Raw genomic sequence first — 26,005 nt, 5'->3', positions numbered from 1 at the left:
AGCGTAGGGAAGCGCGCTGTGTGCAGGGGTCAACCGGAGGACCGATCCGCTCCGGGCGCGCATACTCCGCAAGGTGGAGGCCGTGATCACCTGTACGCCTAGTCTGACCGGATGACGCACGAAGTGAGCGACTCCGGCAGCTCCGCCGACTCCGACGACTCGGGTGACTGGCGCGGGTGGCGGGAGGCGACGGGCGCCGCCCTCTACGGGCCGAGCGGCTTCTACCGGCGGCCCGAGGGCCCCGCGGGCCACTTCCGTACGTCCGTGCACGCCTCGCCCCTCTTCGCCCGGGCCGTCGCCCGGCTGCTGTGCCACGTCGACGAGGCGCTGGACCGGCCCGAGCGGCTCGACTTCGTCGACATGGCCGCCGGCCGGGGCGAACTCGTCACCGGTGTGCTCACCGCGCTCCCCGCCGAGGTGGCCGCCCGCACGCGCGCGTACGCCGTCGAGCTCGCCGACCGCCCGGAAGCACTGGATCCCCGGATCGAGTGGCTCCCCGAACCCCCGCCCGGGATCACCGGGCTGCTGTTCGCCAACGAGTGGCTGGACAACGTGCCGGTGGAGGTGGCGGAGGTGGACCCCGCGGGCGTGGCCCGGCTGGTCCTCGTACGGCGGGACGGAACCGAGCGGCCGGCCGAACCGGTCGCCGGTGCGGAGGCGGACTGGCTGACGCGCTGGTGGCCGCTGCCGGCCGAGCCGGGGCTGCGGGCGGAGATCGGGCTGCCCCGCGACACGGCCTGGGCCTCGGCCGTCGCGTCCGTCGCGCGCGGGCTCGCGGTCGCCGTGGACTACGCGCACACGGCGGACGCGCGCCCCCCTTTCGGCACGCTCACCGGCTTCCGGGAGGGCCGCGAGACGGCACCCGTGCCGGACGGCTCGTGCGACATCACGGCGCATGTGGCGCTGGACGCGTGCGCGCTCCCGGGCGCGCGGCTGCTCACCCAGCGCGCCGCCCTGCACGCCTTGGGCCTCACCGGCGCGCGCCCCCCGCTCGCGCTCGCCTCCACCGACCCCGCCGCCTACGTCCGCGCCCTCGCGGGCGCCGGAGAGGCCGCCGAGCTCACCGCACCGGGCGGACTGGGCGACTTCGGCTGGCTGCTCCAGCCGGTCGGAATTCCGGACCCGCTGCTGTGAGGCGCCCGCCGGCCCTCCCTGTCCGCTGGCCCCACCTGTCCGCAGGCCCTACTTGTCGATGTCCCCGACCACGAAGAACATCGACCCCAGGATGGCCACCATGTCCGCGACCAGGGTGCCCGGCAGCAGCTCGGTGAGGGCCTGGATGTTGTTGTAGGAGGCCGAGCGCAGCTTCAGGCGGTACGGCGTCTTCTCGCCCTTGCTGACGAGGTAGTAGCCGTTGATGCCGAGGGGGTTCTCGGTCCACGCGTACGTGTGCCCCTCGGGCGCCTTGAGGACCTTGGGGAGCCGCTGGTTGATCGGGCCGGGCGGCAGCTCGGCCAGCCGGTCCAGGCAGGCGTCCGCGAGGTCGAGCGCGTTGTGCGTCTGCCACAGCAGGCACTCGAAGCGGGCGAGACAGTCGCCCTCGCCGCGCGTCACCACCTTCAGGACGTCCTGCAGCTCCCCGTACGCGAGGTAGGGCTCGTCGCGGCGCAGGTCGAAGTCGACGCCCGAGGCGCGCGCGATCGGCCCGCTCACGCCGTACGCGTGCACGGCCTCCGCCGAGAGCACGCCCACCGCGCGCGTGCGCCCCCGGAAGATCTCGTTGCCGAGGACGAGGTCGTCGAAGACGTCCATGCGCGAGCGGACGGCGGCGACGGCGCCACGCGCGCGTGACGTCCAGCCGGCCGGCAGGTCCTCCTTGAGGCCGCCGACCCGGTTGAACATGTAGTGCATGCGCCCGCCGGAGACCTCCTCCATGACGTTCTGCAGCACCTCGCGCTCGCGGAACGCGTAGAAGACCGGCGTGATGCCGCCCAGCTCCAGCGGGTACGAGCCCAGGAACATCAGGTGGTTCAGCACCCGGTTCAGCTCCGCGAGCAGCGTGCGCGTCCACACCGCGCGCTCGGGGACCTCCATGCCGAGCATCCGCTCCACGGCGAGGACCACGCCCAGCTCGTTCGAGAACGCCGACAGCCAGTCGTGGCGGTTGGCCAGCATGACGATCTGGCGGTAGTCGCGCGCCTCGAACAGCTTCTCCGCGCCGCGGTGCATATAGCCGATCACCGGCTCGGCGTGCCGGATGCGCTCGCCGTCCAGCACCAGCTTCAGCCGCAGCACGCCGTGCGTGGAGGGATGCTGGGGGCCGATGTTGAGCACCATGTCGGTGCTCTCCGCGGCGCCGCCGATCCCGACCGTGGTCTCCGTCGTAGGAGTCATGGCACCCAGTCTCCCCTACGTACGCTGGCGGTATGGAGACGGGGAGCCCAGGGGGCGCCGAGACGACCGAGACCGGAGCGCGGGCGCCCGGGGCGGGGCCGGTGTGGAACGGGCTGCCGCCGGGCCTGCTGCGGATGCGCCGGCTGCTGCTGGTGGTGTGGCTGGGGCTCGCGGCCGTCGCCGTCGGACTGGTGCTCGGCCTGTGCGTCGGCCCCGCGTGGGCCGCCTTCGTGCTGCTGCCACTGGCCGGCATCGGCTGGGGCTGGGTGCTCCTCGGCCGCAACTGGCGGTCCTGGCGGTACGCCGAGCGCGCCGACGACCTGCTGATCAGCCGGGGCGTGCTGTGGCGCGAGGAGACCGTCGTACCGTACGGGCGCATGCAACTGGTCGAGGTGACCTCGGGGCCCGTCGAACGGCACTTCGGGCTCGCCAGCGTCCAGCTGCACACCGCGGCCGCCGCCACCGACGCGACCATCCCGGGCCTCGACCCGGCCGAGGCGGAGCGGCTGCGCGACCGGCTCACCGAACTCGGCGAGGCCCGATCGGCGGGCCTGTGACGGCCCCGGGCGTCGAGGACGGCGTGTCAGGGACCGAGGACGGCGTCCGCGAGGCGGGGGCACGGCCGGCCGTCGCCGAGCACCGGCTGCACCCCGTCACCCCGTTCCGGCGCGCCTGGGCCCCGGTCGCGGTGCTCGTCGGCTGGGCCGTGCACGATCCCAACCAGGCCCAGGAGCAGCTCACCCGGCTGACCACGACGACCCTGCTGATCGCCCTCGCCGTCCTGGTCCCGGCGTCGGCCGCGTACGGCTTTCTGAGCTGGTGGTTCACGCACTTCGCGGTGACCGACAGCGAACTGCGCATCCGCACCGGCCTGCTGTTCCGGCGCACCGCGCACATCCGCCTCGAACGCATCCAGGCGATCGACGTCACCCAGCCGCTGCTCGCCCGGATCGCGGGCGTGGCGAAACTGCGGCTCGACGTCGTCGGCGCCGAGAAGAAGGACGAGCTGGCCTTCCTGGGCGAGGACGAGGCACGCGCGCTGCGGGCCGAACTGCTCGCGCGGGCGGCGGGTTTCGCTCCCGAGACGGCGCACGAGGTGGGCGAGGCGCCGGCGCGCGAGCTGCTGCGCGTACCGGCGCGCCGGCTCGTGATCGCGCTGGTACTGACCGGCTCGGCCTGGGGCGCCGTCGCCGCCGCCCTGGTCGTCCCGCCCGTCCTGTGGCTCCTCACCCACAGCGTGGTGACGGTCCTCGCGACGGGCCTGCCGCTGCTCGGCGCGGCGGGCGCGCGCAGCGCCGGGCGGTTCGTCGGCGAGTACGACTGGACGGTCGCCGAGTCCCCGGACGGACTGCGCATCGACCGCGGCCTGCTGGACCGTACGCACGAGACGGTGCCGCCGGGGCGCGTGCAGACCGTGCGGATCGTGCAGCCGCTGCTGTGGCGGCGCCGGGACTGGGTGCGTGTGGAGCTGGACGTGGCGGGCTCGGCCAACTCCGTGCTCGTTCCGGTCGCCCCGCGCGCGGTCGCGGTGGCCGTCGTCGCGCGCGTGCTGCCCGGCGTGACCGTGCCGGCGGCGGCCTCGCTGTCGCGTCCGCCGCGCCGGGCCGGACGGTGCCTGCCGCTGTGGTGGCGGGGCCACGGCGTCGCGGTCACCGACGCCGTGTTCGCCACCCGGCACGGGCTGCTGCACCGCAGCCTCGCGCTCGTGCCCCACGCCAAGGTCCAGAGCGTACGGCTGACGCAGGGCCCCTTGCAGCGCCTGTGGCGCCTTGCCGCGGTCCATGTGGACACGGGGGCGAACAAGACCGTCACAGCCCGGCTGAGGGACGCTCAGGAGGCCGTGGAGCTGCTCCGCTCCCAGGCCGAGCGCTCCCGCACCGGCCGCCGGGACGCCCGGCCCGACCGCTGGATGGCGTAGGGCGTGTCCGCAGGCCGGAGGGGACGTACGCCGAAGGGCCGTGCCTCCGCCGTCTCACGAACGGCGGCCGCACGGCCCTTCAGTCGGTCAGGGGGTGCCGACGGGTGACGACGGGTCAGGACACCGCGCTGCGCAGGCCCTGGAGGTCGATCACCTCGGTCTCGTCGTGCGCGGTCAGGTCGATCACCTGGCCGACGCCGCGCGCCTCCTCGCCGGCCGGCTTGAACTCCGCCTCGGCCTCGGCCTTGTGCAGCGCGAGCGCCTCCTGCCCGACGACGTCGGCGAGGTCCTCGTTCTGCACCGACTCCAGGGCGTTCGGCGTCGCGCTCTTCGTACCGAAGAAGTCGAACCCGCCCTCCACCGCGGGACGCCGTACCGGCTGGGCGGCGGGTACGACGGCCACGGCGGTCGGCACGGTGAAGTGCCCGGCGGGCCGCTGCACGGGGGCGGCGGGCCGGGGGACGAGCGCGGCGGACGCGGAGACGGCGGGCGCGGTCGACTCGGCGGCGGCGGTGGCAGCGCGCTCGGAGACGCCCGACGTGGAGGCGGCCGGAGTAGAGGCGGCGCGCTCGGAGACGGCGGGCACGGCTGCGGGCTCGGAGGCTGCGCGCTCCGCGACGGCCTCCTCGGTGTCGGCCCGCGCCGGTTCCGGAGCGGTCTCCTCCGTCGCCTCCTTCCGGCCCTCGTCGGTTGCGTCAACCGTGTGGTGGGCGACCGCGCGCGCGTGCTCGTCGGCCGCCTCGGGCTGCCCCTCGGCCTCGTCCTCCTGCGCGGACTCCTCGGCACCGGCCTTCCCGGACGGAACCTTCACGGGCTCCTCCTCGCCGGAGTCGTCGCCGTCGGCGACGGGGGCCGGGGCGGTGTCCGGGTCGAGCTTCGCCAGCGCCTTCCGCGCCCGCGCGTACAGTTGCGAGCCCTCCGGGGAGAAGGCCGCCGGGGCCTCGGGCGTCTCGTCGGCGGACTCGTCGCCCTCCACGGCTTCGGGCGTCTCGGAGACGGCGGTCTCCGTCTCCGGCTCCCGTTCCGTCTCCTGCTCCTCCGACACGCGCGCGGGAGGCAACGCGTGCGTCTCCGGCTCGGCCGTGTTCTCGATCTCGAGCAGACGGCGGCCCTCCAGGGCGCTCGCCCGCTCGGTCTCGGCGGTGGCGTAGCGGCGCAGCAGGGCGGCGTGTTCGTTGCGCAGACCGGCCAGTTCGGTGCGCTTGGCGCGCAGCCGTTGCTCCAGCTTGCCGCGCAGTTCACGCGATTCGTCGAGGTCGGTCTCGAGTTCGGCGACGCGTTCCTCGAAGCGCCACTCGTCGCTCGCCCGCGCGCGCGTGAGGTCGGCGACCTGTTTGCCGGCCTGCGAGTCCCAGCGGCGCAGGACGGCTGCCCCGACGACCGCGGTGGCCGCGGCGACCGCGGCGATGATGCGGAGCACGGCGGGATCCGAGAGCACCCAGGGACCGAAGGCACAGATGAGCGAGACGCCTGCGATCACCGAGGGAGGCAACAGCCTGTGCAAAGGCGGGGAATGACGGTGACGTCCACGTGGCATGGCCAGAAACTTACCGCGCGTAGGCGAATGTTGGCGCCCCGCCCCGTAAAAACACAGCCATACCGAAGCCTAATCATGATCAATTACTCAGCCGGCCGCTGATCCACTCCAGGGTCGGCGGGATCTCCCGGCGCCAGGTGTTGAAGTTGTGGCCGCCGCTTTCGAGGATGATCGACGAGATCCGGGTCCTGTTCGTGGCCTTCGCCAGGCCTATGAAGTCCAGCGTGGCCTTGTAGTTGGATTCTCCAACCTTGCTGCTGGTGACGAGGAGAGAGGTGTCCGGAGCGGAACGGTTCTTCAGGAACCAGCGCAGATCGGCCTCCTTGCGCAGGGTCTCGTCGCCGTGGAACAGGTCGCCGGTGGTCGGATCGCTCGGCGCCTTGTAGTACGCCGACAGGCCCGCGCCCGCCGCGTACACCTCCGGGTGGTGCATCGCGAGCTTCAGGGCGCAGTAACCGCCCGTGGAGTCGCCGATGATCCCCCAGCTCCCGGGCTTCTTCCCGACCCTGTAGTGGGCCGCGACGGCGTCCGGCAGGTCCTTGGCGAAGAACGACTCGGTCTGCGGCCCGCCCGGGATGTCCACGCACTCCGTGTCCCGCGGCGGGGCCACCGTCGGCCGCATCATCACCAGGATCATCGGCTGCATCCGGCCGTCCTCGGCGAGCCGCCGCGCGGTACGCGGGTAGTGCAGTTTGTCGACGAGGGCCTCCGCCGTGCCCGGGTAGCCCGTGAGGACGACGGCCGCGGGGAACGTGCGCGTGCGGTTCTTCGCGGCGAAGTACTCGGGCGGCAGGTACACATAGGCGGGCGTGCCGATGTGCGTCGTACGGCCGGCGAGGACCACCTTCTGGATCTGCCCGCCGAAGTCCGGCCGCCCGCCGCCCCCTTCCACCCGCCGGGTGTCGACGACCCTGAGCGGCCCGCCCGGGGCGCCGTTCGTGTGGTCGACGACCACACCCGGCTCCGTCTCCCGGCCGAACAGGTCCGCCCAGCTGGCGTAGAAACCGAAGGCCTGATTGGCGGACAGCCCCACGGACACGAAGAGGGCCAGTTGTGTGCACAGCAGCAGCCCGACCCGCCCGCTGACGGCCCGCCAGGAGCGCTTCGCCAGCCGCGGCCAGAGCCACACCGTGCCGGCGAACAGCATTAAGGCGAACACGACGGACAACAACAGCACTGTGTTGCTCGTGAGACCCATACAGCGGATTCCTGCCTGCTCCAGGCCCGGGCGCACACCTGTTCCCCCCGACTCCTTCGCGAGGGCTTGTCCCGGACTTTCCTCGGCCTTTTCGGTGGCTTTGAAGAGGGGAGTGAACCTCTCTCCCCGAGACACCGTCCTAGAGGGCGCAATGTCGCCGGATGCCCGAATCGGGCCCGGATCCAAGGTCTCTCGCGGAACTACGGGATGCGATGTCTGTCAGGGAAGATGGGGAAATGTCGGGCGGGGTTCCGCACCGATCAAGCCGGGTGCAGGCGCTGATGCGCGGTCCGCGCCCCGAGTCCGTACCCGCCCTCGTCGGCAGAGCCTGTGCCCTCGTGGGGCTGCTGGACGTCGCGGCGGGCATCTTCCCGCGGTTCCGGCAGAGCCGTATGCACACCATCGCCGAGGTGCTGCCCGGCTCGTTCGGCCCGTTCGCGGCGGCGCTCTCGCTCAGCGCCGGCGTGCTGCTGCTCCTGCTCGCCCACGGCCTCAAGCGCGGCAAGCGGCGCGCCTGGCGGGCGGCGGTGGCCCTGCTCCCGGCGGGCGCGGCCGCGCAGTTCGTGTACCGCCACTCGATCGCGGGCGCGCTCATCTCGCTCGCCCTGCTGGTCCCGCTGATCGTCCACCGGGACCAGTTCAGGGCCCTGCCCGACCCGCGCAGCCGGTGGCGCGCGCTCGCCAACCTCGTCCTCATGGGCGCCGGTTCCCTCGTCCTCGGACTGATCATCGTCAGCGTCCACCCGCGGCGCATCATCGGCGACCCGAGCCTGGCCGATCGCATTACGCACGTCCTGTACGGCCTCGTCGGCTTCGAGGGCCCGGTCGACTACCAGGGCAGCACCTCCTGGACCGTCGCCTTCTCCCTCGGCGCCCTCGGCTGGATCACCGCGGTCACCACGATCTACCTCGCCTTCCGGCCCGAACACCCGGCCGCCCGCCTCACCGAGGAGGACGAGACCCGGCTGCGCGCCCTGCTGGCCAGGCACGGCGGTCGCGACTCCCTCGGCCACTTCGCGCTGCGCCGCGACAAGGCCGTGGTCTTCTCCCCCAGCGGCAAGGCCGCCGTGACGTACCGCGTCGTCTCCGGCGTGATGCTCGCCAGCGGCGACCCCATCGGCGACGTCGAGGCCTGGCCCGGCGCCATCGAGCGCTTCATGGACGAGGCCAAGGCGCACTCCTGGACGCCCGCCGTCATGGGCTGCTCGGAGACCGGCGGTGAGGTCTGGACGCGTGAGACCGGCCTCGACGCCCTCGAACTGGGCGACGAGGCGGTGGTGGACGTCGCGGATTTCTCACTCGCCGGCCGCGCGATGCGCAACGTGCGCCAGATGGTCAAGCGCATCGAGCGCGCCGGTTACGAGACCCGCGTACGTCGTGTCCGTGACCTGGGCGAGGCCGAACTGGAGCGGATCCGGCTGGCCGCCGAGGACTGGCGCGGCACCGACACCGAACGCGGCTTCTCCATGGCGCTCGGCCGCGTGGGCGACCCCGCCGACGGGGACTGCCTCATCGCCACCGCCCACAAGGCCGACGAGGTGCCCGGCCCGTACGGCGATCTGAAGGCGATCCTCCACTTCGTGCCCTGGGGCACGAACGGCGCCTCCCTGGACCTGATGCGCCGCGACCGCTCAGCCGACCCCGGCATGAACGAACTCCTCATCGTCGCCGCGCTCCAGGCCGCCCCGAAACTCGGCGTCACGCGCGTGTCCCTGAACTTCGCGATGTTCCGCTCGGCGCTGGCCCGCGGCGAGAAGATCGGCGCGGGGCCGGTGCTGCGCGCCTGGCGCGGGCTGCTCGTCTTCCTCTCCCGCTGGTTCCAGATCGAGTCCCTGTACAAGTTCAACGCCAAGTTCCAGCCCCGCTGGGAGCCCCGCTTCGTGGTCTACCGCGCCTCGGGCGACCTCCCCCGCATCGGCTTCGCCGCCATGCAGGCCGAGGGCTTCGTGAACCTGGCCCTCCCCCTGCCGCACTTCCTGCGCCGCCGCACCAAGCCGGCACGCGCGTGTGTGCACGCACTCGCCGAGAGACAGGACGTACGGGCCGCCTGACCCCGCGACCGCCCGCCGGAACCCCCGTTCCCCGTTCCCTCCCCAACCGGCCCGGGCGCGGGCCCCGCCCCGCCCCAGGGCCCGCGCCCGGGCCGCCCGGCGTCCCGCCGCCCTGCTGGGCCTACGCTGAACATATGAGCAAGCAGAGCGGACGCGGGCGCGTCGCCGGCCTTCCGGACTGGGACCGCTGCGCGGTCATGGGGGTCGTCAACGTGACACCCGACTCCTTCTCCGACGGCGGCCGCTGGTTCGACACGACGGCCGCCGTCAAGCACGGCATCCAGCTCGTCGCCGCGGGCGCCGACCTCGTCGACGTCGGCGGCGAGTCCACGCGCCCCGGCGCCACCCGTGTCGACGAGGCCGAGGAACTGCGCCGTGTCATCCCCGTCGTACGCGGCCTCGCCTCCGAGGGCGCCGTCATCTCCGTCGACACCATGCGCGCCTCCGTCGCCGCCCAGGCCCTCGCCGCCGGCGCCGCCCTCGTCAACGACGTCAGCGGCGGCCTCGCCGACCCGGCGATGATCCCCGCCGTCGCGGACGCGGGCGCCCCCTTCGTGGTCATGCACTGGCGCGGCTTCCTGGAGGGCGGCAACGTCAAGGGCTCCTACGACGACGTCGTCACCGAAGTCGTCGACGAACTGCACGCGCGCGTGGAGGCCGTACTCGCCGGCGGCGTCTCCCCCGACCGCGTCGTCGTCGACCCCGGCCTCGGCTTCTCCAAGGAGGCCGACCACGACCTCGCCCTGCTCGCCCACCTCGACCGGCTGCACGCCCTGGGGTACCCGCTGCTCGTCGCCGCCTCCCGCAAGCGCTTCCTCGGCCGCGTGCTGGCCGGCCCCGAGGGCGCGCCCCCGCCCGCGCGCGAGCGCGACGCCGCCACGGCCGCCGTCTCCGCGATCGCCGCGCACACCGGCGCCTGGGCGGTGCGCGTGCACGAGGTGTCCGCGACGGCGGACGCGGTACGGGTCGCGCGCGCCGTGGAAGGAGCGCGCACGGGCAGCGTCGCGCCCGGCGCAGAGGGAGCCCGGTGAGCGCCCCCCACACCGACGTCGAGCAGGTCGAGGCCGCCAACACCGCCTTCTACGAGGCACTGGAACAGGGCGACTTCGAAGGCGTCTCCTCGCTCTGGCTCACCCCGTCCGACCTGGGCGTCGACGAGGAGTACCACGATCCCGCGGACACCGGGGTGATCTCCTGCGTACACCCCGGCTGGCCGGTGCTGACCGGACGCGGCGAGGTCCTGCGCTCGTACGCCCTGATCATGGCGAACACCGACTACATCCAGTTCTTCCTCACGGACGTGCATGTCTCGGTCACCGGCGACACCGCCCTCGTGACCTGCACGGAGAACATCCTCAGCGGCGGCCCCGCACCCCGGGCGGGCGAGGAGCTCGGGCCGCTCGTGGGCCAGCTGGTGGTCGCCACCAACGTGTTCCGCCGCACCCCCGACGGCTGGAAGCTCTGGTCGCACCACGCCTCCCCGGTCCTCGCCGAGAACGACGAGGAACAGGACACCGACGAGGACGACGACAGCCTCTCGTGATCCAGGAAGTGGCTGGAATCACGAACCGGCGGGTAGCTCCGGCCACCGGCCCATGAGCCACCGGGTTCGCCAAGGGAAACACCGGGTGAAGACTGCGCCGCGGACCGCCGTCCCCGCGCGCCCGCCGCCCGGCCCTGTCGGTGCGCGCAGGTAGATTCGTTCGAGGCAACCGACGATTGCAGGAGTGATTCGCGTGGATCGTGTCGCGCTGCGCGGCCTGAAGGCCCGCGGGTACCACGGTGTGTTCCCCGAGGAACGCAGGGAGGGCCAGACCTTCGTCGTGGACCTCGTGCTGGGCCTGGACACCCGGCCTGCCGCCACCGACGACGACCTGGCGAAGACCGTGCACTACGGCATCGTGGCGGAGGAGGTCGTGGCCGTCGTCGAGGGCGAACCGGTGAACCTCATCGAGACGCTCGCCGAGCGCATCGCCCAGGCCTGTCTGAAGCACGAGGGGGTACAAGAGGTCCAGGTCGTGGTCCACAAGCCCAACGCCCCGATCACGGTCCCCTTCGACGACGTGACCGTCACCATCACCCGGAGCCGAGTATGACCGCGTCCTTCACCCAGGGTCACAGCGACCCGACCGTCCAGCCGGTGCCCGCCTCCGTCGTCCAGCAGGTGGACGCCGCCGACACCACCCTGCACAACCCCAAACGGGCCGTGCTCTCCCTCGGCGCCAACCTCGGCAACCGCCTGGAGACCCTCCAGGGGGCCGTGGACGCCCTGGAGGACACCCCCGGCGTCCGCGTCAAGGCCGTCTCCCCGGTCTACGAGACGGAGCCGTGGGGCGTCGAGCCCGGCAGCCAGCCCTCGTACTTCAACGCGGTCGTCCTGCTGAAGACCACCCTGCCCCCGTCCTCGCTCCTGGAGCGGGCCCACGCGGTCGAGGAGGCCTTCCACCGCGTCCGTGACGAACGCTGGGGCGCGCGCACCCTCGACGTCGACATCGTGGTGTACGCCGATGTCGTCGACGACGATCCGCAGCTCACCCTGCCGCACCCGCGCGCCCACGAACGCGCCTTCGTCCTCGCCCCCTGGCACGACGTGGACCCCGACGCCAAGCTCCCCGGCCACGGCGCGGTCGCCGACCTTCTCGACTCGGTCACGCGCGAGGGCGTCGCCGCCCGCAAGGACCTGGAACTCCACCTGCCCGAGTAGTCGTTAAGGTCAAGACGACCACCACGACACTCGTCCGCGGAACGACCCGCGGAACCCGGGGGAGCTGAAGGGACACCGTGAGAGAGCTGCGCATCAGGGTGCTGGCCGGCGTGTTCGTCGTGGCCGGCGTCCTGTCCTGGGCGGGCGCCCGCCTCTGGAACTCGATCGGGACCCTGCCCAGCGTCCCCCTGGCCGCCCCCATCGTCCTCGCCCTGATCGCCGTGGTCCTGCTGTCCACGGCGCTCTCGCTGCGTGCCCGCCTCAAGGCCCAGCGCGAGCGCCGCCCCGGGGCCAAGGGCGTCGATCCCCTCATGGCGGCCCGCGCGGTCGTCTTCGGCCAGGCCAGCGCCCTGGTCGCCGCCCTCGTCTCCGGCATGTACGGCGGCACCGGCGTCTTCCTCCTGGAGTCCCTCGACATCCCCGCCCGCCGCGACCAGGCCATCTACGCCGGCTTCTCGGTCCTGGCCGGCATCGGCGTCATAGCGGCCGCCGTGTTCCTGGAGCACGTCTGCAAGCTCCCGGAGGACGACGACCACAACCACAGCGGGGCGGAACCGGCGGCGTAGGCCGCCGAGGCGTCAGCGCGCCAGTATCAGGCTCATCGCCTCGGCGCGGGTCGTGGCGTCCCGCAGCTGGCCCCGCACCGCCGAGGTCGTCGTCTTGGCACCCGGCTTGCGGATCCCACGCACCGACATGCACATGTGCTCGGCCTCGATGACGACGATCACACCGCGCGCCTCGAGGATCCGCATCAGCGAGTCGGCCACCTGCGTGGTGAGTCGTTCCTGCACCTGCAGCCGACGGGCGAACACCTCGACCAGCCGCGCCAGCTTCGACAGGCCGGTGATCTTGCCGGTCTCGGCCGGGATGTAGCCGACGTGGGCCACCCCGTGGAACGGCAGCATGTGGTGCTCGCACAGGGACACGATCTCGATGTCCTTCACCAGGACCATCTCGTCGTGGCCGAGATCGAACGTCGTCGTCAGGACATCCTCGGGCACCTGCGTATGGCCCGCCAGCAGCTCCCGGTACGCCCGTGCCACCCGCGCCGGAGTCTCCTTCAGACCCTCGCGGTCCGGGTCCTCGCCGACCGCGATCAGGAGTTCGCGTACGGCGTTCTCGGCGCGCTTCTCGTCGAACTCGCCGATGAAGCCCTCGCCGTCCAGCGTCACGGGGTCGGTCATGTGCTGCCTCGTTCCCAGATGTTCGATGTTCCTGGATGTCCTACTACGCCGTATGGATTCGGCCATATGCGAATGCCGCGCCCCCCAGGCTAGAACCTGGGGGGCGCGGCATCCATTCCGGGCCTGGTGGGGGGCTCCGTGAGCCGGGTCAGCTCTCGGGGCGGTCCTCCGGGGCGGGCTCGGTCACCGGGGTGGGCTCCGCCGCGGTGGACTTCGCGGTGGAGATCGCGGGCGTCGCGCCGTTGGCGCCGTTCGTCAGTGCGAGCTCCTTGGGCGAGAGCACCGGCGGACGGGTGGACGGCGTACGGCGGGAGGAACCGGTCCAGGCGGGTCGCGCCGGGCGCTTGACGATGGCGGAGAAGATCTCGGCGATCTCCTCCTTGCCCAGCGTCTCCTTCTCCAGCAGCTGCAGGACCAGGTTGTCGAGGACGTCGCGGTTCTCGACCAGGATCTCCCAGGCTTCGTTGTGCGCGTTCTCGATGAGCTTCTTGACTTCCTCGTCCACCAGGGCGGCGACCTCTTCCGAGTAGTCGCGCTGGTGAGCCATCTCACGGCCGAGGAACGGCTCGGTGTTGTCGCCGCCGAACTTGATCGCGCCCAGGCGCTCGGTCATGCCGTACTGGGTGACCATCGCGCGGGCGGTGGCGGTGGCCTTCTCGATGTCGTTCGCCGCGCCCGTGGTCGGGTCGTGGAAGACGAGCTCCTCCGCCGCGCGGCCGCCGAGCATGTAGGCCAGCTGGTCCAGCATCTCGTTGCGCGTGGTGGAGTACTTGTCCTCGTCCGGGAGCACCATCGTGTAGCCCAGCGCACGGCCGCGGCTCAGGATCGTGATCTTGTGGACCGGGTCGGAGTTCGGGGAGGCCGCCGCGACCAGGGCGTGACCGCCCTCGTGGTACGCGGTGATCTTCTTCTCCTTGTCCGACATGATCCGGGTCCGCTTCTGCGGGCCCGCGACCACACGGTCGATCGCCTCGTCCAGCATCTGGTTGTCGATGAGCTTCTTGTCGCTGCGCGCCGTGAGGAGCGCCGCTTCGTTCAGCACGTTCGACAGGTCGGCGCCCGTGAAGCCGGGGGTCCGGCGGGCGACGGCGGACAGGTCGACGTCGGGCGCGACCGGCTTGCCCTTCTGGTGGACCTTGAGGATCTCCAGACGGCCCTGCATGTCCGGGCGGTCGACCGCGATCTGCCGGTCGAAGCGGCCGGGGCGCAGCAGCGCCGGGTCGAGGATGTCGGGCCGGTTCGTCGCGGCGATGAGGATCACGCCGCCCTTGACGTCGAAGCCGTCCATCTCGACGAGCAGCTGGTTCAGGGTCTGCTCACGCTCGTCGTGACCACCGCCGAGGCCGGCGCCGCGGTGGCGGCCGACCGCGTCGATCTCGTCGACGAAGACGATCGCCGGGGCGTTCGCCTTGGCCTGCTCGAAGAGGTCACGGACTCGGGAGGCACCGACACCGACGAACATCTCGACGAAGTCGGAACCGGAGATCGAGTAGAAGGGGACGCCCGCCTCGCCGGCGACGGCGCGCGCGAGCAGGGTCTTGCCGGTGCCGGGCGGGCCGTACAGCAGCACACCCTTGGGGATCTTGGCGCCGACGGCCTGGAACTTGGCGGGCTCCTGGAGGAACTCCTTGATCTCGTGGAGTTCCTCGACGGCCTCGTCCGAGCCGGCCACGTCCGCGAACGTCGTCTTCGGGGTGTCCTTGGTGATGAGCTTCGCCTTGGACTTGCCGAAGTTCATGACGCGGGAGCCGCCGCCCTGCATCTGGTTCATCAGGAACAGGAAGACGACCACGATGAGGACGAAGGGGAGCAGGGACAGCAGGATCCCGACGAAGGCGTTCTGCTTCGTCGGAGAGACCGTGTAGCCGTCCGGGATCTGCTTGTCCTGGTATTTGGTCTGCAGCGTGTTGGCGATGGTCACGCCCTGGTCGCCGATGTAGCTCGCCTGGATCTTCGAGCTGCCCTTGACCTTCACGCCGTCCTTGAGCGTGACCTTGATGGTCTGCTCGTCACCGGTGGTGAGTTTGGCCGATTCGACCTTGTTGTCGTTGATCGCCGCCACGACCTGGCCGGTGTCCACCGTCTTGTAGCCGCCGGACGAGCCGACGACCTGCATCAACACGACCACGGCAAGGACGGCCAGCACGATCCACATGACCGGCCCACGGAAGTATCGCTTCACGTCCATCCATACGGAGCGGTGTCGCCCCGTCCCTCCTGCCATAGTGAGTTTGATAAGACAGTTCTTCTGACGGTACCCCAGCTTTGTCGCGGGAAGCCGCACGGTCCGGCTGGCGAACCCGTCTGCATGCTCCAACGGCGCGAGGCCCGCCGGGGTTCCCGTACGTCCGACGGGTCTGTGACCCGAGGGGTTCAGCCGCCGTAGACGTGCGGCGCGAGCGTACCGACGAACGGAAGGTTGCGGTACTTCTCGGCGTAGTCGAGGCCGTAGCCGACGACGAACTCGTTGGGAATGTCGAAGCCGACCCAGTGGACGTCGATGGCGACCTTGGCGGCGTCGGGCTTGCGCAGCAGCGTGCAGATCCTCAGGGACTCGGGCTCGCGCGAGCCGAGGTTGTTGATCAGCCAGGACAGGGTCAGCCCGGAGTCGATGATGTCCTCGACGATCAGGACGTGCCTGCCCTTGATGTCGGTGTCGAGGTCCTTGAGGATCCGCACGACACCGGAGGACTGGGTGCCCGCGCCGTACGACGACACGGCCATCCAGTCCATGGTGACGGGGGTGGACAGCGCCCGGGCGAGGTCGGCCATGACCATCACCGCGCCCTTGAGGACGCCGACGATCAGCAGGTCCTTGCCCGCGTACTCCGCGTCGATCTTCGCGGCCAGCTCGGCCAGCTTCGCGTCGATCTCTTCCTTGGTGATGAGCACCTGCTGGAGGTCGGCACCCATGTCTTTCGCGTCCACCCGCATCACTTTCGGTCGTCCCAAGGGCCGGCCCGGACCCTCCGTGCGGAGGGTCGGGAATCAGCCTTGCCGAATCACCAGTCTGCCACCCTGACGCTGGGCGACGACTTTGCCGGGGAGATTGATGGCTCCCTGGCCGCGCCAGCCGGTGATCAGCCGGTCGACCTCCTCGATGTGCCGGGCGAAGAGGGAACCGGCCGGGGCGCCCGCCTCGATGGCGGCGCGGCGCAGGATGCGGCGGCGGACCGCGGGCGGCAGGGCGTAGAGCTTGGCGCACTCCAGGAGGCCGGCCGCGTCCCGTACGGAGTCCTCGGCGCGGCGGGCCCAGGCGTCGAGGGCGTCGGCGTCGTCGCGGGAGAGCTGGGCCGTCCGGGCGAGTGCCTCGACGACGCCCTTGCCGAGGGCCTTCTCCAGGGCGGGCAGGCCTTCGTGGCGCAACCTGGAGCGGGTGTAGGCGGGGTCGGCGTTGTGGGGGTCGTCCCAGACGGGCAGGGACTGGACCATGCAGGCCTTGCGGGCGGTCTGCCGGTCGAGTTCGAGGAAGGGGCGGCGGTAACGGCCGCCGGCCCCCGAGACCGCGGCCATTCCGGACAGGGAGCGGATACCGGAGCCGCGGGCGAGTCCGAGGAGGACCGTCTCGGCCTGGTCGTCGCGGGTGTGGCCGAGGAGGACCGCGGCGGCGCCGTGGCGTTCGGCGGCGGCGTCGAGGGCGGCGTAGCGGGCGTCGCGGGCGGCTGCTTCGGGGCCGCCTTCGCGGCCGACGGTGACGGCGGTGGACTCGACGGGGTCGAGGCCGAGTTCGCGCAGGCGCAGGACGACCTCGTCGGCGCGCAGGTCGGAGCCGGGCTGCAGGCCGTGGTCGACGGTGACGCCGCCGGGGCGGACGCCGAGCCGGGGGGCCTCGAAGGCGAGTGCGGAGGCGAGTGCCATGGAGTCGGCGCCGCCTGAACACGCCACGAGGACGAGTGGCGCGGGCGGGGGCGTGTACGGCGCCGGCACGAGGGTGTCGGTGGTCGTGCCGGTGGGCCGGTGGTCGTTGAGGATGTCGTGGAGGACGCGGCGGACCGCCAGGCGTATCGCCGCGACCGCTGGATGGGGACCCATGTCCGGTTCCCTTCAAGAAGTGTTCGGGGGGTGAGCCCGAGGTCGGTCACTCAGAGTGTGTAGATGGTGACAGAACCGGGCCGCTCCCCGAGCATCGCACGCCTGCCGAGGGCTCACGGTCCCTCGGACGGGTGATTGAAGGGGCGTTTGCCTGCCATGGGGCGCATCCGGTTGACGGCGCTCCGCGTCGGCTCACGGACCGGGCTCACGATTCGGCCTTGCGGTGCACCCGTGCGACCCAGTCGGCGGGTTTGGCGATCTCGGCCTTGGTGGGGAGCGTGTTGGGGGAGGTCCACACGCGGTTGAAGCCGTCCATGCCGACCTGGTCGACGACCGACCGCACGAAGCGTTCGCCGTCCTTGTACTGGCGGAGCTTGGCGTCCAGGCCGAGGAGTTTGCGCAGGGCGACGTCCAGTCGGGAGGCGCCCCTGGCGCGGCGCTGCTGGAACTTCTCCCGGATCTCGGCGACGGTCGGCACGACGTCGGGGCCGACGCCGTCCATGACGAAGTCGGCGTGGCCCTCCAGGAGGGACATCACGGCGGTGAGGCGGCCGAGGATCTCCCGCTGGGCGGGGGTCTGCACGAGTTCGACGAGGGAGCGCCCCCCGTCGTCCTCCTCGCCCTCGGGACGGCCGCCGGCGAGGGACTGGGCGGCTTCCCGGAAGCGCTCCAGGAAGGTCATGGGGTCGACGTCGGTCTCGCCCAGGAACGACTGGATCTCGCCCTCGAGGTGGTCGCGCAGCCAGGGCACGGCGGAGAACTGGGTGCGGTGCGTCTCCTCGTGGAGGCAGACCCAGAGGCGGAAGTCGTGGGGGTCGACGTCGAGTTCGCGTTCGACGTGGACGATGTTGGGGGCGACGAGCAGCAGCCGGCCGCCGTTCTTGGCGCCTGCGGGGAGGTCGCGGGTGGCGGGGGCGAAGGTCTCGTACTGGCCGAGGACGCGGGAGGCGAGGAACGACAGCAGCATGCCGAGTTCGACACCGGTGACCTTGCCGCCGACGGCACCGAGGACCGCGCCGCCGGGGCTGCTGCCGCGGCGCTCCTGCATCTTGTCGAGGAGGGGTTTGAGGATCTCCCGGAACCCGGCGACGTTCGCCCGGACCCAGCCGGGGCGGTCGACGACGAGGATCGGGGTGTCGTGGGTGTCCTCGGTGCCCATGCGGGTGAATCCGCGGACGTGTCGCTCCGAGGACTTGGCGTGCCGGCGCAGTTCCGTGACGACCGTCCGGGCCTCGTCACGGCTGACCTCGGGGCCCGGCCGCACGAGCCGGGTCGCGGTCGCCACCGCGAGATTCCAGTCGATCATCCCAGCAGATGCGGCACCACCGATGCTCGTCATGTGTCAACCGTACGTGGTCGGCCTCGGTTGGGGCAGGCCGCGAGGCGTTGATCAGGGAGACGTCAGGGTCGGGCCGGGGTTCCCCCGAGGGGGTGGCCCTCACCGGCAGCCGCAGCCCGCCAGTGCCGTCGCCGTCTTGTCCAGGGCCGTCTGGGCGGCCGTCGGGTCGGTGGTGTCGGAGGCGAGCAGGGCGAAGGCGAGGAGGCGGCCGTCCTGGTCGACGACCGTGCCGGCGAGGGTGTTCACGCCGGTCAGGGTGCCCGTCTTGGCGCGTACGACACCGGCGGCGCCGTCGGCGTAACGGGTGCTGAGGGTGCCGGTGAAGCCGGCGACGGGCAGTCCGGTGAGGACGGGGCGCAGTGCGGGCAGGTCCGGGTCGCCGGCCTTGGCCAGGAGGGCGGTGAGCAGGTTCGCGGTGAGGCGGTCGGCGCGGTCGAGCCCGCTGCCGTCCTTGAAGACGGCTCCGGTCACGGGCAGGCCGAGCTTCCTCAACTGGGCGAGGACGGCCTTGCCGCCGCCGGCGAAGTCGGCGCGTACGCCGGTCGCGACGGCGGTCTGGCGGGCGAGGGCCTCGGCGATGTCGTTGTCGCTGTTGGTGAGCATGCGTTCGATCAGCGTGGACAGCGGGGGTGAGGAGACGGTGGCGAGCGTCTGCGCGCGCGTGGTGGCCTTCGAGGGGCCGGGGGCGGAGGTCTTGATGCCGTCGGCGTTCAGGTAGGCGGCGAACTTGCGGGTGGCGTCGGCGGCCGGGTCGCTCACGCGGGTGGCCGGTCCGCTGACGGTGTCGTCGACGCGGCCCTCGTCCGCGCTCAGGGCGGTGACGGGGGCGAGGTTGGTGTTGACCCCGATGGGGTGAATCCGGGAGCCGGTGAAGAGGGTCGTGTCGTACGAGAGGGTCACTTCGGTGACGCCTCGTGTCTTGAGCGTCCTGGCGGTGGCGGCGGCGAGGGTGCGCAGGCTCGCCCAGCCCCCGCCGTCGCCCCCGTCGTCCTTGCGGGCGGTGAGGGTGGGGTCGCCGCCGCCGACCAGGACGAGTTCCCTGGTGTCGGGTTCGAGGGCGGCGCGGGTCGTGAGGCGGTGGTCGGGGCCCATCGCGGACAGCGCGGCGACGGCGGTGGCGATCTTGGTGGTGGAGGCCGGGGTCAGTGACGTGTCCGCACCGGAGCCGTACAGGCGCTTGCCGGTGGCCACGTCGACGACCGCGGCGGTGCGCCGGGCGCCGAGGGCCGGATCGGCCAGCAGACGGTCCAGGACGGCCTTGAGGCCGGCGGTGGTCGGCAGGGCGTCCGGGGCGGACTTCACGGTGGCGGCGGCACCCGAGAGGCCGGTGAGGACGGAGGCGGCGCTGGGGGCGGGCTGGGGCGCTCCGGCGGCGGCGGTGGACGTACCGGACGAATCGTCCGTACGGCCGTGATCTGCGCCACCCGCGTGTTCCAGGGCGACTGCCCGGTCCCGCTCGGCCGTACGCTGGCCGGTGGTGTCCCAGGGGCCGGCGGCGGTCACCACGCCCGCGGCCAGCGCCAGACCGGCGGTCGCCGCACCCGCGGTGTACCGCCAGGGACCGGCGTGCGGAACGGCCTTCGTGATGCGTGCGAGCTGTGGACCGGCCGCCCGCGTCAGCCGTGCGACCTGCGGCTTGGCGGCGGCCACTGCGCGCGTGAGAGAGGGCCGTACGATCCCTGCGGCACGTGCCAGACGTGGTCGTACGGCGTCCGTGATCCGCACCACATGCGGTCTCGCGGCTCGCCAAGGCCTCAGCTCCGGCACGACCACCAGCCCCTTTCGCGATCACACACCGGCGTGAGGGACACTTAATCACCAGAACTATGTGCTGATCATGGAGGAGCCACCGGTGGAGTTCGACGTCACGATCGAGATCCCGAAGGGTTCGCGCAACAAGTACGAGGTGGACCACGAGACGGGTCGGATCCGCCTGGACCGTCGACTCTTCACCTCGACCGCCTACCCGACCGACTACGGCTTCGTCGAGAACACCCTCGGCGAGGACGGCGACCCGCTGGACGCGCTCGTCATCCTGGACGAGCCGACCTTCCCGGGCTGTCTGATCCGCTGCCGCGCGATCGGCATGTTCCGCATGACCGACGAGGCGGGCGGCGACGACAAGCTGCTGTGCGTCCCGTCGACGGACCCGCGCGTGGAGCACCTGCGCGACATCCACCACGTGTCGGAGTTCGACCGCCTGGAGATCCAGCACTTCTTCGAGGTCTACAAGGACCTGGAGCCCGGCAAGTCCGTCGAGGGTGCCGACTGGGTCGGCCGCAGCGACGCCGAGGCCGAGATCGAGCGGTCGTACAAGCGCTTCAAGGACCAGGGCGGTCACTGACCTCCCGTAGTCCCGGAAAGGGCCGTACGCGTACGCGTGCGGCCCTTTCGTGTGTCCGTGCGCATACTGAGGCACACGGAAGGCGTCGTTCAGGGAGCGTTTCTCAGTGACGGAGGCGGAGGGCTCGGCGTTCGATCAGCCGAGCACGTACAGCGCGCGCAGCGCCCCGGCCGCGTTCACTCCCGCCGACGGGATCCCGTTGGTGAGCCTGACCAAGGACGTGCCCTGGCAGGACCGGATGCGCACGATGCTGCGGATGCCGGTGGCGGAGCGGCCGGCGCCGGAACCGGTCGCGAAGGAGGAGGGCGGTCCGGCCGTCCCGCGTGTGCTCGACCTGACGCTGCGCATCGGCGAGCTGCTGCTCGCGGGCGGGGAGGGCGCGGAGGACGTGGAGGCCGCGATGTTCGCGGTGTGCCGCTCGTACGGTCTGGACCGCTGCGAGCCGACCGTCACCTTCACGCTGCTGTCGATCTCGTACCAGCCCTCGCTGGTGGAGGATCCGGTCACGGCGTCCCGGACGGTGCGCCGCAGGGGCACCGACTACACGCGGCTGGCGGCCGTGTTCCGGCTCGTGGACGATCTGAGCGACCCGGAGACCCATGTCTCCCTGGAGGAGGCCTACCGGCGGCTCGCGGAGATCCGCCGCAACCGGCACCCGTACCCGACGTGGGTGCTGACCGGGGCGAGCGGGCTGCTCGCGGGGGCGGCCTCGGTGCTGGTCGGCGGTGACGCCGTGGTGTTCGTGGCGGCGATGGTGGCCGCGATGCTCGGCGACCGGCTGGCCTGGCTGTGCGCGGGGCGCGGGCTGCCGGAGTTCTACCAGTTCCTGGTCGCCGCGATGCCGTCGGTCGCGACGGGCATCGCGCTGACGCTGGCGCACGTCGACGTGGAGGCGTCCGCGGTCATCACCGGCGGGCTGTTCGCGCTGCTGCCCGGGCGGGCGCTGGTGGCGGGCGTCCAGGACGGGCTGACCGGCTTCTACATCACCGCCGCGGCCCGCCTGCTGGAGGTCATGTACCTGTTCGTGGGCATCGTCGTCGGGGTGCTGATGATGCTCTACGTCGGCGTCCAGCTGGGCGCCCGTCTCAACCCCGACGCGGTCCTGGGCGGCAACGACCGGCCGCTGTGGCAGATCGGCTCGTCGATGCTGCTGTCGCTGACGTTCGCCGTCCTGCTCCAGCAGGAACGATCCACCGTACTGGCCGTCACCCTGAACGGGGGTGTGGCCTGGTGTGTGTACGGCGCCATGCACTACGCCGGCGGGATCTCGTCCGTGGCCTCCACGGCCGTCGCGGCGGGCGTGGTCGGCCTGTTCGGGCAGTTGCTGGCGCGGCACCGGTTCGCCTCCGCGCTGCCGTACACCACCGCGGCGATCGGGCCCCTGATGCCGGGGTCGGCGGTCTACTTCGGGCTGCTGGCGATCGCGCAGAACGAGGTGGACGACGGGCTCGGGTCGCTCACGAAGGCCGCTGCGCTGGCCATGGCCATTGCGATCGGGGTGAATCTGGGAAACGAGGTCTCGCGGTTGTTCCTGCGGATCGGCTCCGCCGAGAAGCGGAAGGCCGCGAAGAGGACGCGGGGGTTTTAGCGCCGGGCGCCCAGTGGCTCGGGGCGTTGTCAGTAGCCCTGGTTCTGGTTGTGCGGGTACTGCTGCGGGGGGTACTGCTGCTGGCCGCCGTAGTAGTCGTTGCCGTAGGGCTGAGGCTGGGGCTGGGCGTAGTAGTCGTTCTGTTGGGGGTGCTGGGGGTCGATGCGGCGGAGCTGGGTCGTCGCGTCGTCCATGACCGGGTACTGGGGCCGGCCCGGGTCCTGGGGCTGCTGCTGGGGCGGGTTCTTCTTGGCCTGGGAGCGGGCCCTCAGGAACTCGATGACGATCGGGATCACCGAGATGAGGACGATCAGGATGAGGATCGCCTCGATGTTCTTCTTGACGAAGGCGATGTTGCCGAGCCAGGAGCCGAGCAGGGTCACGCCCGCGCCCCACAGGACGCCGCCGATGACGTTGAAGACCAGGAACGAGCGGTACTTCATGCCGCTGACGCCGGCGATGATCGGCGTGAACGTCCGCACGATGGGCACGAAGCGGGCCAGGATCAGGGACTTCGGGCCGTGCTTCTCGAAGAACTCGTGCGCCTTGGTGACGTTCTCCTGCTTGAAGAGGCGGGAGTCGGGGCGGCTGAAGAGGGACGGGCCCACCTTCTTGCCGAACATGTAGCCCGCCTGGTCGCCCAGGATCGCGGCGACGCAGATCAGCGCGACCGCGCCCCACAGCGGGAAGTCCAGCTGGTCGGAGGTGATCAGCAGGCCGGCGGTGAACAGCAGGGAGTCACCGGGCAGGAAGAACCCGATGAGCAGGCCGGACTCCGCGAAGACGATGAGCAGCAGACCCCAGATGCCGAACGAGTCGAGCAGGTAGTTGGGGTCCAGCCAGCTCGGTCCGAGGGCAAGGGTCGTCACGGCTTTGGGCTCCTGAAGGGTGAGGGCGATCGGTGCGGCGGCGGGACCGCCCCAAACTATCAACGCAGCGCCACAGGACCAGGTTCCCAGGGCTTCCCCCAGGATGCACTGTGCCCCTCCTCGGTCAAAGCTGTGGACATGGGCATCGATGATTTCGGCGGCGGCCAGGGGCCCCAGCCGGACGTACTGGTCGTCACCACCAACGACGTTCCCGGGTTCCGGGTGCAGGAGGTCCTCGGCGAGGTCTTCGGACTGACCGTGCGGTCACGGCACCTGGGCAGCCAGATCGGCGCGGGCCTGAAATCGATGATCGGCGGGGAGCTCAAGGGGTTGACGAAGACCCTGGTCGAGACCCGCAACCAGGCCATGGAGCGGCTCGTCGAGCAGGCACGCGCGCGTGGCGCGAACGGCGTGCTGATGTTCCGCTTCGACGTGACGGAGGCGGCGGACGTGGGCACCGAGGTGTGCGCGTACGGGACGGCGGTGGTCCTGGCCCGGGAGTAGCGCCGGACCAGGGCGACCGTCAGTTCTGGCGGGCCGCGTTCGCCAGGATGGCCTCCTTGAGGTGCTCGGCGAGGCCTGGCCGCATGGAGTCGTAGAACGCCTTGAAGCGCTCGTCGGCGACGTACATCTCCCCCAGACCGCGGTGCATCTCGTACGGGCAGTCGAAGTACCAGGTGCCGATGTGGCGCCGGTGTTCTTCGGCCAGGTCCATGGCGGCCTCCCCGGTGGACGGCTCGCCTGCGGCCATCAGGGCGACGTACCGCTCGCTCCAGGCGTCGACCTCGGCCTGGACGCGTTTCCAGTCCTCCTTGGTGTAGCGGGCGGCCCGGCGCTGCGACTCGGCGTAGGCCTCGGTGCCGCCCCAGCGCGCTTCAGCCTCCTCGGCGTACTGCTCGGGGTCCTTGTCGCCGAAGACCTCGAACTTCTCCTCGGGTGTGAGGTTGATGCCCATCGTGCGTGCCTCCATGGCGTGTTCCACGGCCGCCGCCATCTTCTGCAGTTTCTCGATCCGGGCGGTCAGCAGTTCGTGCTGGCGGCGCAGGTGCGCGCGCGGGTCCGCGGCCGGGTCGTCGAGCAGGGCGGCGACCTCCTCGAGCGGGAAGCCGAGCTCGCGGTAGAACAGGATCTGCTGGAGCCGGTCGAGGTCGGCGTCGTCGTAGCGCCGGTGGCCCGCGTGGCTGCGGCCGCCGGGGACGAGCAGGCCGATCTCGTCGTAGTGATGCAGGGTGCGCACCGTGACCCCGGCGAATCCGGCCACCTGTCCTACGGAGTAGCTCACTTCCTCCGTTCCCTTCCGTTTCCGTACGGGTTCCACGGTGCGTCCTCACGTGGCGTGAGGTGCAAGGGTGTCACCCGCCCGGATGTCATGTCCGTTTCGTCCGCTTATCGTGAGCCGTGGCCCCAGAGCCGCTGAGGCCCCGCTGTCGCGCGTGGGCGGAACTCCGGTCCGCCGCCACCCGTTCGCCCCTTCAGGAGGCCCTCATGGCGTTGCACAAAGGTCCTGAGAAACCCGACGAGCGCCCACTGTCCCTGAATCCCTTCTACGGCGAGGCCAATCCGGTCGGCGGGATGACCGAGGCCCCGCCCAAGCACCGGCTGCCCGACAACCCGATGGCGCCGACGGCGGCGTACCAGCTGGTGCACGACGAGCTGATGCTGGACGGCAATTCCCGGCTCAACCTGGCCACCTTCGTCACCACCTGGATGGAGCCGCAGGCCGGGGTGCTGATGGCGGAGTGCACCGACAAGAACATGATCGACAAGGACGAGTATCCGCGCACCGCCGAGCTGGAGCGGCGCTGTGTGGCGATGCTCGCCGACCTGTGGAACGCGCCGGATCCGTCGACGGCCGTGGGCTGCTCGACGACCGGGTCCAGCGAGGCGTGCATGCTGGCCGGAATGGCGCTCAAGCGCCGCTGGAGCAAGCGGAATCCGGACTCCGGGGCGAAGCCGAACCTGGTCATGGGGGTCAACGTCCAGGTGTGCTGGGACAAGTTCTGCAACTTCTGGGAGGTGGAGCCCCGGCTGATCCCCATGGAGGGCGAGCGCTACCACCTCGACCCGCAGGCCGCCGCCGACCGGTGCGACGAGAACACCATCGGGGTCGTCGGCATCCTCGGCTCCACGTTCGACGGGTCCTACGAGCCGATCGCCGAGCTGTGCGCGGCCCTGGACGCCCTCCAGGAGCGCACGGGCCTGGACGTCCCGGTGCATGTGGACGGCGCGTCCGGCGCGATGGTCGCGCCCTTCCTCGACGAGGACCTGGTGTGGGACTTCCGCCTCCCGCGCGTGGCGTCGATCAACACCTCAGGGCACAAGTACGGGCTGGTGTACCCGGGGGTCGGCTGGGCTCTGTGGCGCGACAAGGAGGCCCTGCCCGAGGAACTGGTGTTCCGGGTCAACTACCTGGGCGGCAACATGCCGACCTTCGCGCTGAACTTCTCCCGGCCCGGCGCCCAGGTGGTCGCCCAGTACTACACGCTGGTCAGGCTGGGCCGCGAGGGCTACCGGACCGTGCAGCAGACCACTCGGGACGTGGCCCGGGGCATCGCCGACAAGGTGGAGGCCCTCGGTGACTTCCGGCTGCTCACCCGGGGCGACCAGCTGCCAGTCTTCGCCTTCACGACGGCGCCGGACGTGACGTCGTACGACGTCTTCGACGTGTCGCGGCGGATGCGGGAGAGCGGCTGGCTGCTCCCGGCGTACACCTTCCCGCCGAACCGGGAGGACCTGTCGGTCCTGCGGGTGGTGTGCCGCAACGGATTCTCGGAGGACCTCGCGGACCTGTTCGTGGAGGACCTCACCCGGCTGCTGCCGGAGCTGCGCCGCCAGTCGGGCCCGCTGAGCCGGGACAGGACCGCGGCGACGAGCTTCCATCACTAGCGCCACCGGGGGAACCACCGG

General features: G+C 71.5%; 24 protein-coding genes. 13 read left to right on the top strand and 11 right to left on the bottom strand.

Going from position 1 to position 26,005, the window contains the following annotated elements; genetic code table 11:
* The first annotated feature begins 111 nt into the window (after nucleotides 1-111).
* Nucleotides 112-1,134 carry an SAM-dependent methyltransferase gene (locus ACLZN2_RS26435; RefSeq protein ID WP_416981567.1) on the top strand — a complete coding sequence of 341 codons (1,023 nt, stop codon included), beginning with the start codon at nucleotides 112-114 and terminating at the stop codon, nucleotides 1,132-1,134.
* Between the two features lie 48 nt (nucleotides 1,135-1,182).
* Here the strand turns inward: ACLZN2_RS26435 and ACLZN2_RS26430 are convergent, their stop codons facing one another.
* Complete coding sequence (locus tag ACLZN2_RS26430; RefSeq protein ID WP_416981565.1) at nucleotides 1,183-2,334, bottom strand: NADH-quinone oxidoreductase subunit D; 1,152 nt, start codon at nucleotides 2,332-2,334, stop codon at nucleotides 1,183-1,185.
* Between the two features lie 32 nt (nucleotides 2,335-2,366).
* Here ACLZN2_RS26430 and ACLZN2_RS26425 point away from each other — a divergent pair, with 32 nt between their 5' ends.
* Together ACLZN2_RS26425 and ACLZN2_RS26420 are read left to right on the top strand one after the other, a co-directional pair.
* A complete protein-coding gene (locus tag ACLZN2_RS26425) occupies nucleotides 2,367-2,891 on the top strand; it encodes a PH domain-containing protein (protein WP_416981563.1) in 525 nt (174 codons plus the stop codon).
* Complete coding sequence (locus tag ACLZN2_RS26420; protein WP_416981561.1) at nucleotides 2,888-4,252, top strand: PH domain-containing protein; 1,365 nt, start codon at nucleotides 2,888-2,890, stop codon at nucleotides 4,250-4,252. Before ACLZN2_RS26425 ends, ACLZN2_RS26420 begins: the two co-directional genes overlap by 4 nt.
* 115 nt (nucleotides 4,253-4,367) lie before the next feature.
* Here ACLZN2_RS26420 and ACLZN2_RS26415 read toward each other — a convergent pair whose 3' ends face one another.
* Nucleotides 4,368-5,789: a hypothetical protein gene (locus ACLZN2_RS26415; RefSeq protein WP_416981560.1), complete on the bottom strand. Its 1,422-nt coding sequence runs from the start codon at nucleotides 5,787-5,789 to the stop codon at nucleotides 4,368-4,370.
* Between the two features lie 79 nt (nucleotides 5,790-5,868).
* A complete protein-coding gene (locus tag ACLZN2_RS26410) occupies nucleotides 5,869-6,987 on the bottom strand; it encodes an alpha/beta hydrolase (RefSeq protein ID WP_416981559.1) in 1,119 nt (372 codons plus the stop codon).
* A 236-nt stretch (nucleotides 6,988-7,223) separates the two neighbouring features.
* Here ACLZN2_RS26410 and ACLZN2_RS26405 point away from each other — a divergent pair, with 236 nt between their 5' ends.
* The 6 genes from ACLZN2_RS26405 (at nucleotide 7,224) to ACLZN2_RS26380 (ending at nucleotide 12,308) form a co-directional block, all read left to right on the top strand.
* Complete coding sequence (locus ACLZN2_RS26405) at nucleotides 7,224-9,038, top strand: phosphatidylglycerol lysyltransferase domain-containing protein (RefSeq protein ID WP_416981558.1); 1,815 nt, start codon at nucleotides 7,224-7,226, stop codon at nucleotides 9,036-9,038.
* Between the two features lie 134 nt (nucleotides 9,039-9,172).
* On the top strand, nucleotides 9,173-10,069 hold the full coding sequence (gene folP / locus ACLZN2_RS26400) for a dihydropteroate synthase (RefSeq protein ID WP_416981557.1): 897 nt from the start codon (nucleotides 9,173-9,175) through the stop codon (nucleotides 10,067-10,069).
* Nucleotides 10,066-10,581, top strand: a complete 516-nt coding sequence (locus tag ACLZN2_RS26395) for a nuclear transport factor 2 family protein (protein WP_416981556.1) — start codon at nucleotides 10,066-10,068, stop codon at nucleotides 10,579-10,581. The genes folP and ACLZN2_RS26395 overlap by 4 nt, the downstream gene beginning before the upstream one ends.
* A 193-nt stretch (nucleotides 10,582-10,774) precedes the next feature.
* The gene (folB, locus tag ACLZN2_RS26390) at nucleotides 10,775-11,134 is read left to right on the top strand and encodes a dihydroneopterin aldolase (protein WP_416981554.1); all 360 of its coding nucleotides are present in this window, start codon (nucleotides 10,775-10,777) and stop codon (nucleotides 11,132-11,134) included.
* Nucleotides 11,131-11,742 (top strand): 2-amino-4-hydroxy-6-hydroxymethyldihydropteridine diphosphokinase, encoded by a 612-nt coding sequence (gene folK, locus ACLZN2_RS26385; protein ID WP_416981553.1) that lies wholly within the window; start codon nucleotides 11,131-11,133, stop codon nucleotides 11,740-11,742. The genes folB and folK overlap by 4 nt, the downstream gene beginning before the upstream one ends.
* 77 nt (nucleotides 11,743-11,819) lie before the next feature.
* Nucleotides 11,820-12,308 carry a DUF3180 domain-containing protein gene (locus ACLZN2_RS26380; RefSeq protein WP_416981552.1) on the top strand — a complete coding sequence of 163 codons (489 nt, stop codon included), beginning with the start codon at nucleotides 11,820-11,822 and terminating at the stop codon, nucleotides 12,306-12,308.
* Nucleotides 12,309-12,320: 12 nt separating this feature from the next.
* On the opposite strand, the gene folE is transcribed toward ACLZN2_RS26380, so the two are convergent.
* The 6 genes from folE to dacB all read right to left on the bottom strand — a co-directional run bounded on the left by folE (nucleotide 12,321) and on the right by dacB (nucleotide 20,070).
* Nucleotides 12,321-12,926, bottom strand: coding sequence for a GTP cyclohydrolase I FolE (folE, locus tag ACLZN2_RS26375; protein ID WP_416981551.1), 606 nt, complete (start codon nucleotides 12,924-12,926; stop codon nucleotides 12,321-12,323).
* 148 nt (nucleotides 12,927-13,074) lie between these two features.
* Nucleotides 13,075-15,114, bottom strand: coding sequence for an ATP-dependent zinc metalloprotease FtsH (gene ftsH, locus ACLZN2_RS26370; protein WP_416981550.1), 2,040 nt, complete (start codon nucleotides 15,112-15,114; stop codon nucleotides 13,075-13,077).
* A gap of 185 nt (nucleotides 15,115-15,299) precedes the next feature.
* Entirely contained in the window at nucleotides 15,300-15,860 is a 561-nt protein-coding gene (hpt, locus tag ACLZN2_RS26365; protein ID WP_416981641.1) for a hypoxanthine phosphoribosyltransferase, read from the bottom strand.
* Nucleotides 15,861-15,914: 54 nt separating this feature from the next.
* The gene (gene tilS, locus ACLZN2_RS26360) at nucleotides 15,915-16,958 is read right to left on the bottom strand and encodes a tRNA lysidine(34) synthetase TilS (RefSeq protein WP_416981549.1); all 1,044 of its coding nucleotides are present in this window, start codon (nucleotides 16,956-16,958) and stop codon (nucleotides 15,915-15,917) included.
* A 205-nt stretch (nucleotides 16,959-17,163) separates the two neighbouring features.
* On the bottom strand, nucleotides 17,164-18,297 hold the full coding sequence (locus ACLZN2_RS26355; RefSeq protein WP_416981548.1) for a zinc-dependent metalloprotease: 1,134 nt from the start codon (nucleotides 18,295-18,297) through the stop codon (nucleotides 17,164-17,166).
* Between the two features lie 99 nt (nucleotides 18,298-18,396).
* On the bottom strand, nucleotides 18,397-20,070 hold the full coding sequence (dacB, locus tag ACLZN2_RS26350) for a D-alanyl-D-alanine carboxypeptidase/D-alanyl-D-alanine-endopeptidase (RefSeq protein ID WP_416981547.1): 1,674 nt from the start codon (nucleotides 20,068-20,070) through the stop codon (nucleotides 18,397-18,399).
* 79 nt (nucleotides 20,071-20,149) lie between these two features.
* On the opposite strand from dacB, the gene ACLZN2_RS26345 reads away from it, so the two are divergent.
* Nucleotides 20,150-20,641, top strand: coding sequence for an inorganic diphosphatase (locus ACLZN2_RS26345; protein ID WP_061446956.1), 492 nt, complete (start codon nucleotides 20,150-20,152; stop codon nucleotides 20,639-20,641).
* A gap of 106 nt (nucleotides 20,642-20,747) precedes the next feature.
* Entirely contained in the window at nucleotides 20,748-22,229 is a 1,482-nt protein-coding gene (locus ACLZN2_RS26340) for a threonine/serine ThrE exporter family protein (RefSeq protein WP_416981546.1), read from the top strand.
* A gap of 29 nt (nucleotides 22,230-22,258) precedes the next feature.
* On the opposite strand, the gene ACLZN2_RS26335 is transcribed toward ACLZN2_RS26340, so the two are convergent.
* On the bottom strand, nucleotides 22,259-23,098 hold the full coding sequence (locus ACLZN2_RS26335) for a DedA family protein (RefSeq protein ID WP_416981545.1): 840 nt from the start codon (nucleotides 23,096-23,098) through the stop codon (nucleotides 22,259-22,261).
* Nucleotides 23,099-23,236: 138 nt separating this feature from the next.
* Here ACLZN2_RS26335 and ACLZN2_RS26330 point away from each other — a divergent pair, with 138 nt between their 5' ends.
* Complete coding sequence (locus tag ACLZN2_RS26330; protein WP_416981543.1) at nucleotides 23,237-23,602, top strand: YbjQ family protein; 366 nt, start codon at nucleotides 23,237-23,239, stop codon at nucleotides 23,600-23,602.
* Nucleotides 23,603-23,621: 19 nt separating this feature from the next.
* On the opposite strand, the gene ACLZN2_RS26325 is transcribed toward ACLZN2_RS26330, so the two are convergent.
* Nucleotides 23,622-24,380: a MerR family transcriptional regulator gene (locus tag ACLZN2_RS26325; RefSeq protein WP_416981541.1), complete on the bottom strand. Its 759-nt coding sequence runs from the start codon at nucleotides 24,378-24,380 to the stop codon at nucleotides 23,622-23,624.
* Nucleotides 24,381-24,583: 203 nt separating this feature from the next.
* On the opposite strand from ACLZN2_RS26325, the gene ACLZN2_RS26320 reads away from it, so the two are divergent.
* A complete protein-coding gene (locus ACLZN2_RS26320) occupies nucleotides 24,584-25,984 on the top strand; it encodes a glutamate decarboxylase (RefSeq protein WP_416981539.1) in 1,401 nt (466 codons plus the stop codon).
* The last annotated feature ends 21 nt before the right edge of the window (nucleotides 25,985-26,005 follow it).

This window comes from Streptomyces sp. T028, assembly GCF_048159505.1.
Lineage (GTDB): Bacteria > Actinomycetota > Actinomycetes > Streptomycetales > Streptomycetaceae > Streptomyces.
This window is presented reverse-complemented; position numbering and strand designations above follow the sequence as displayed.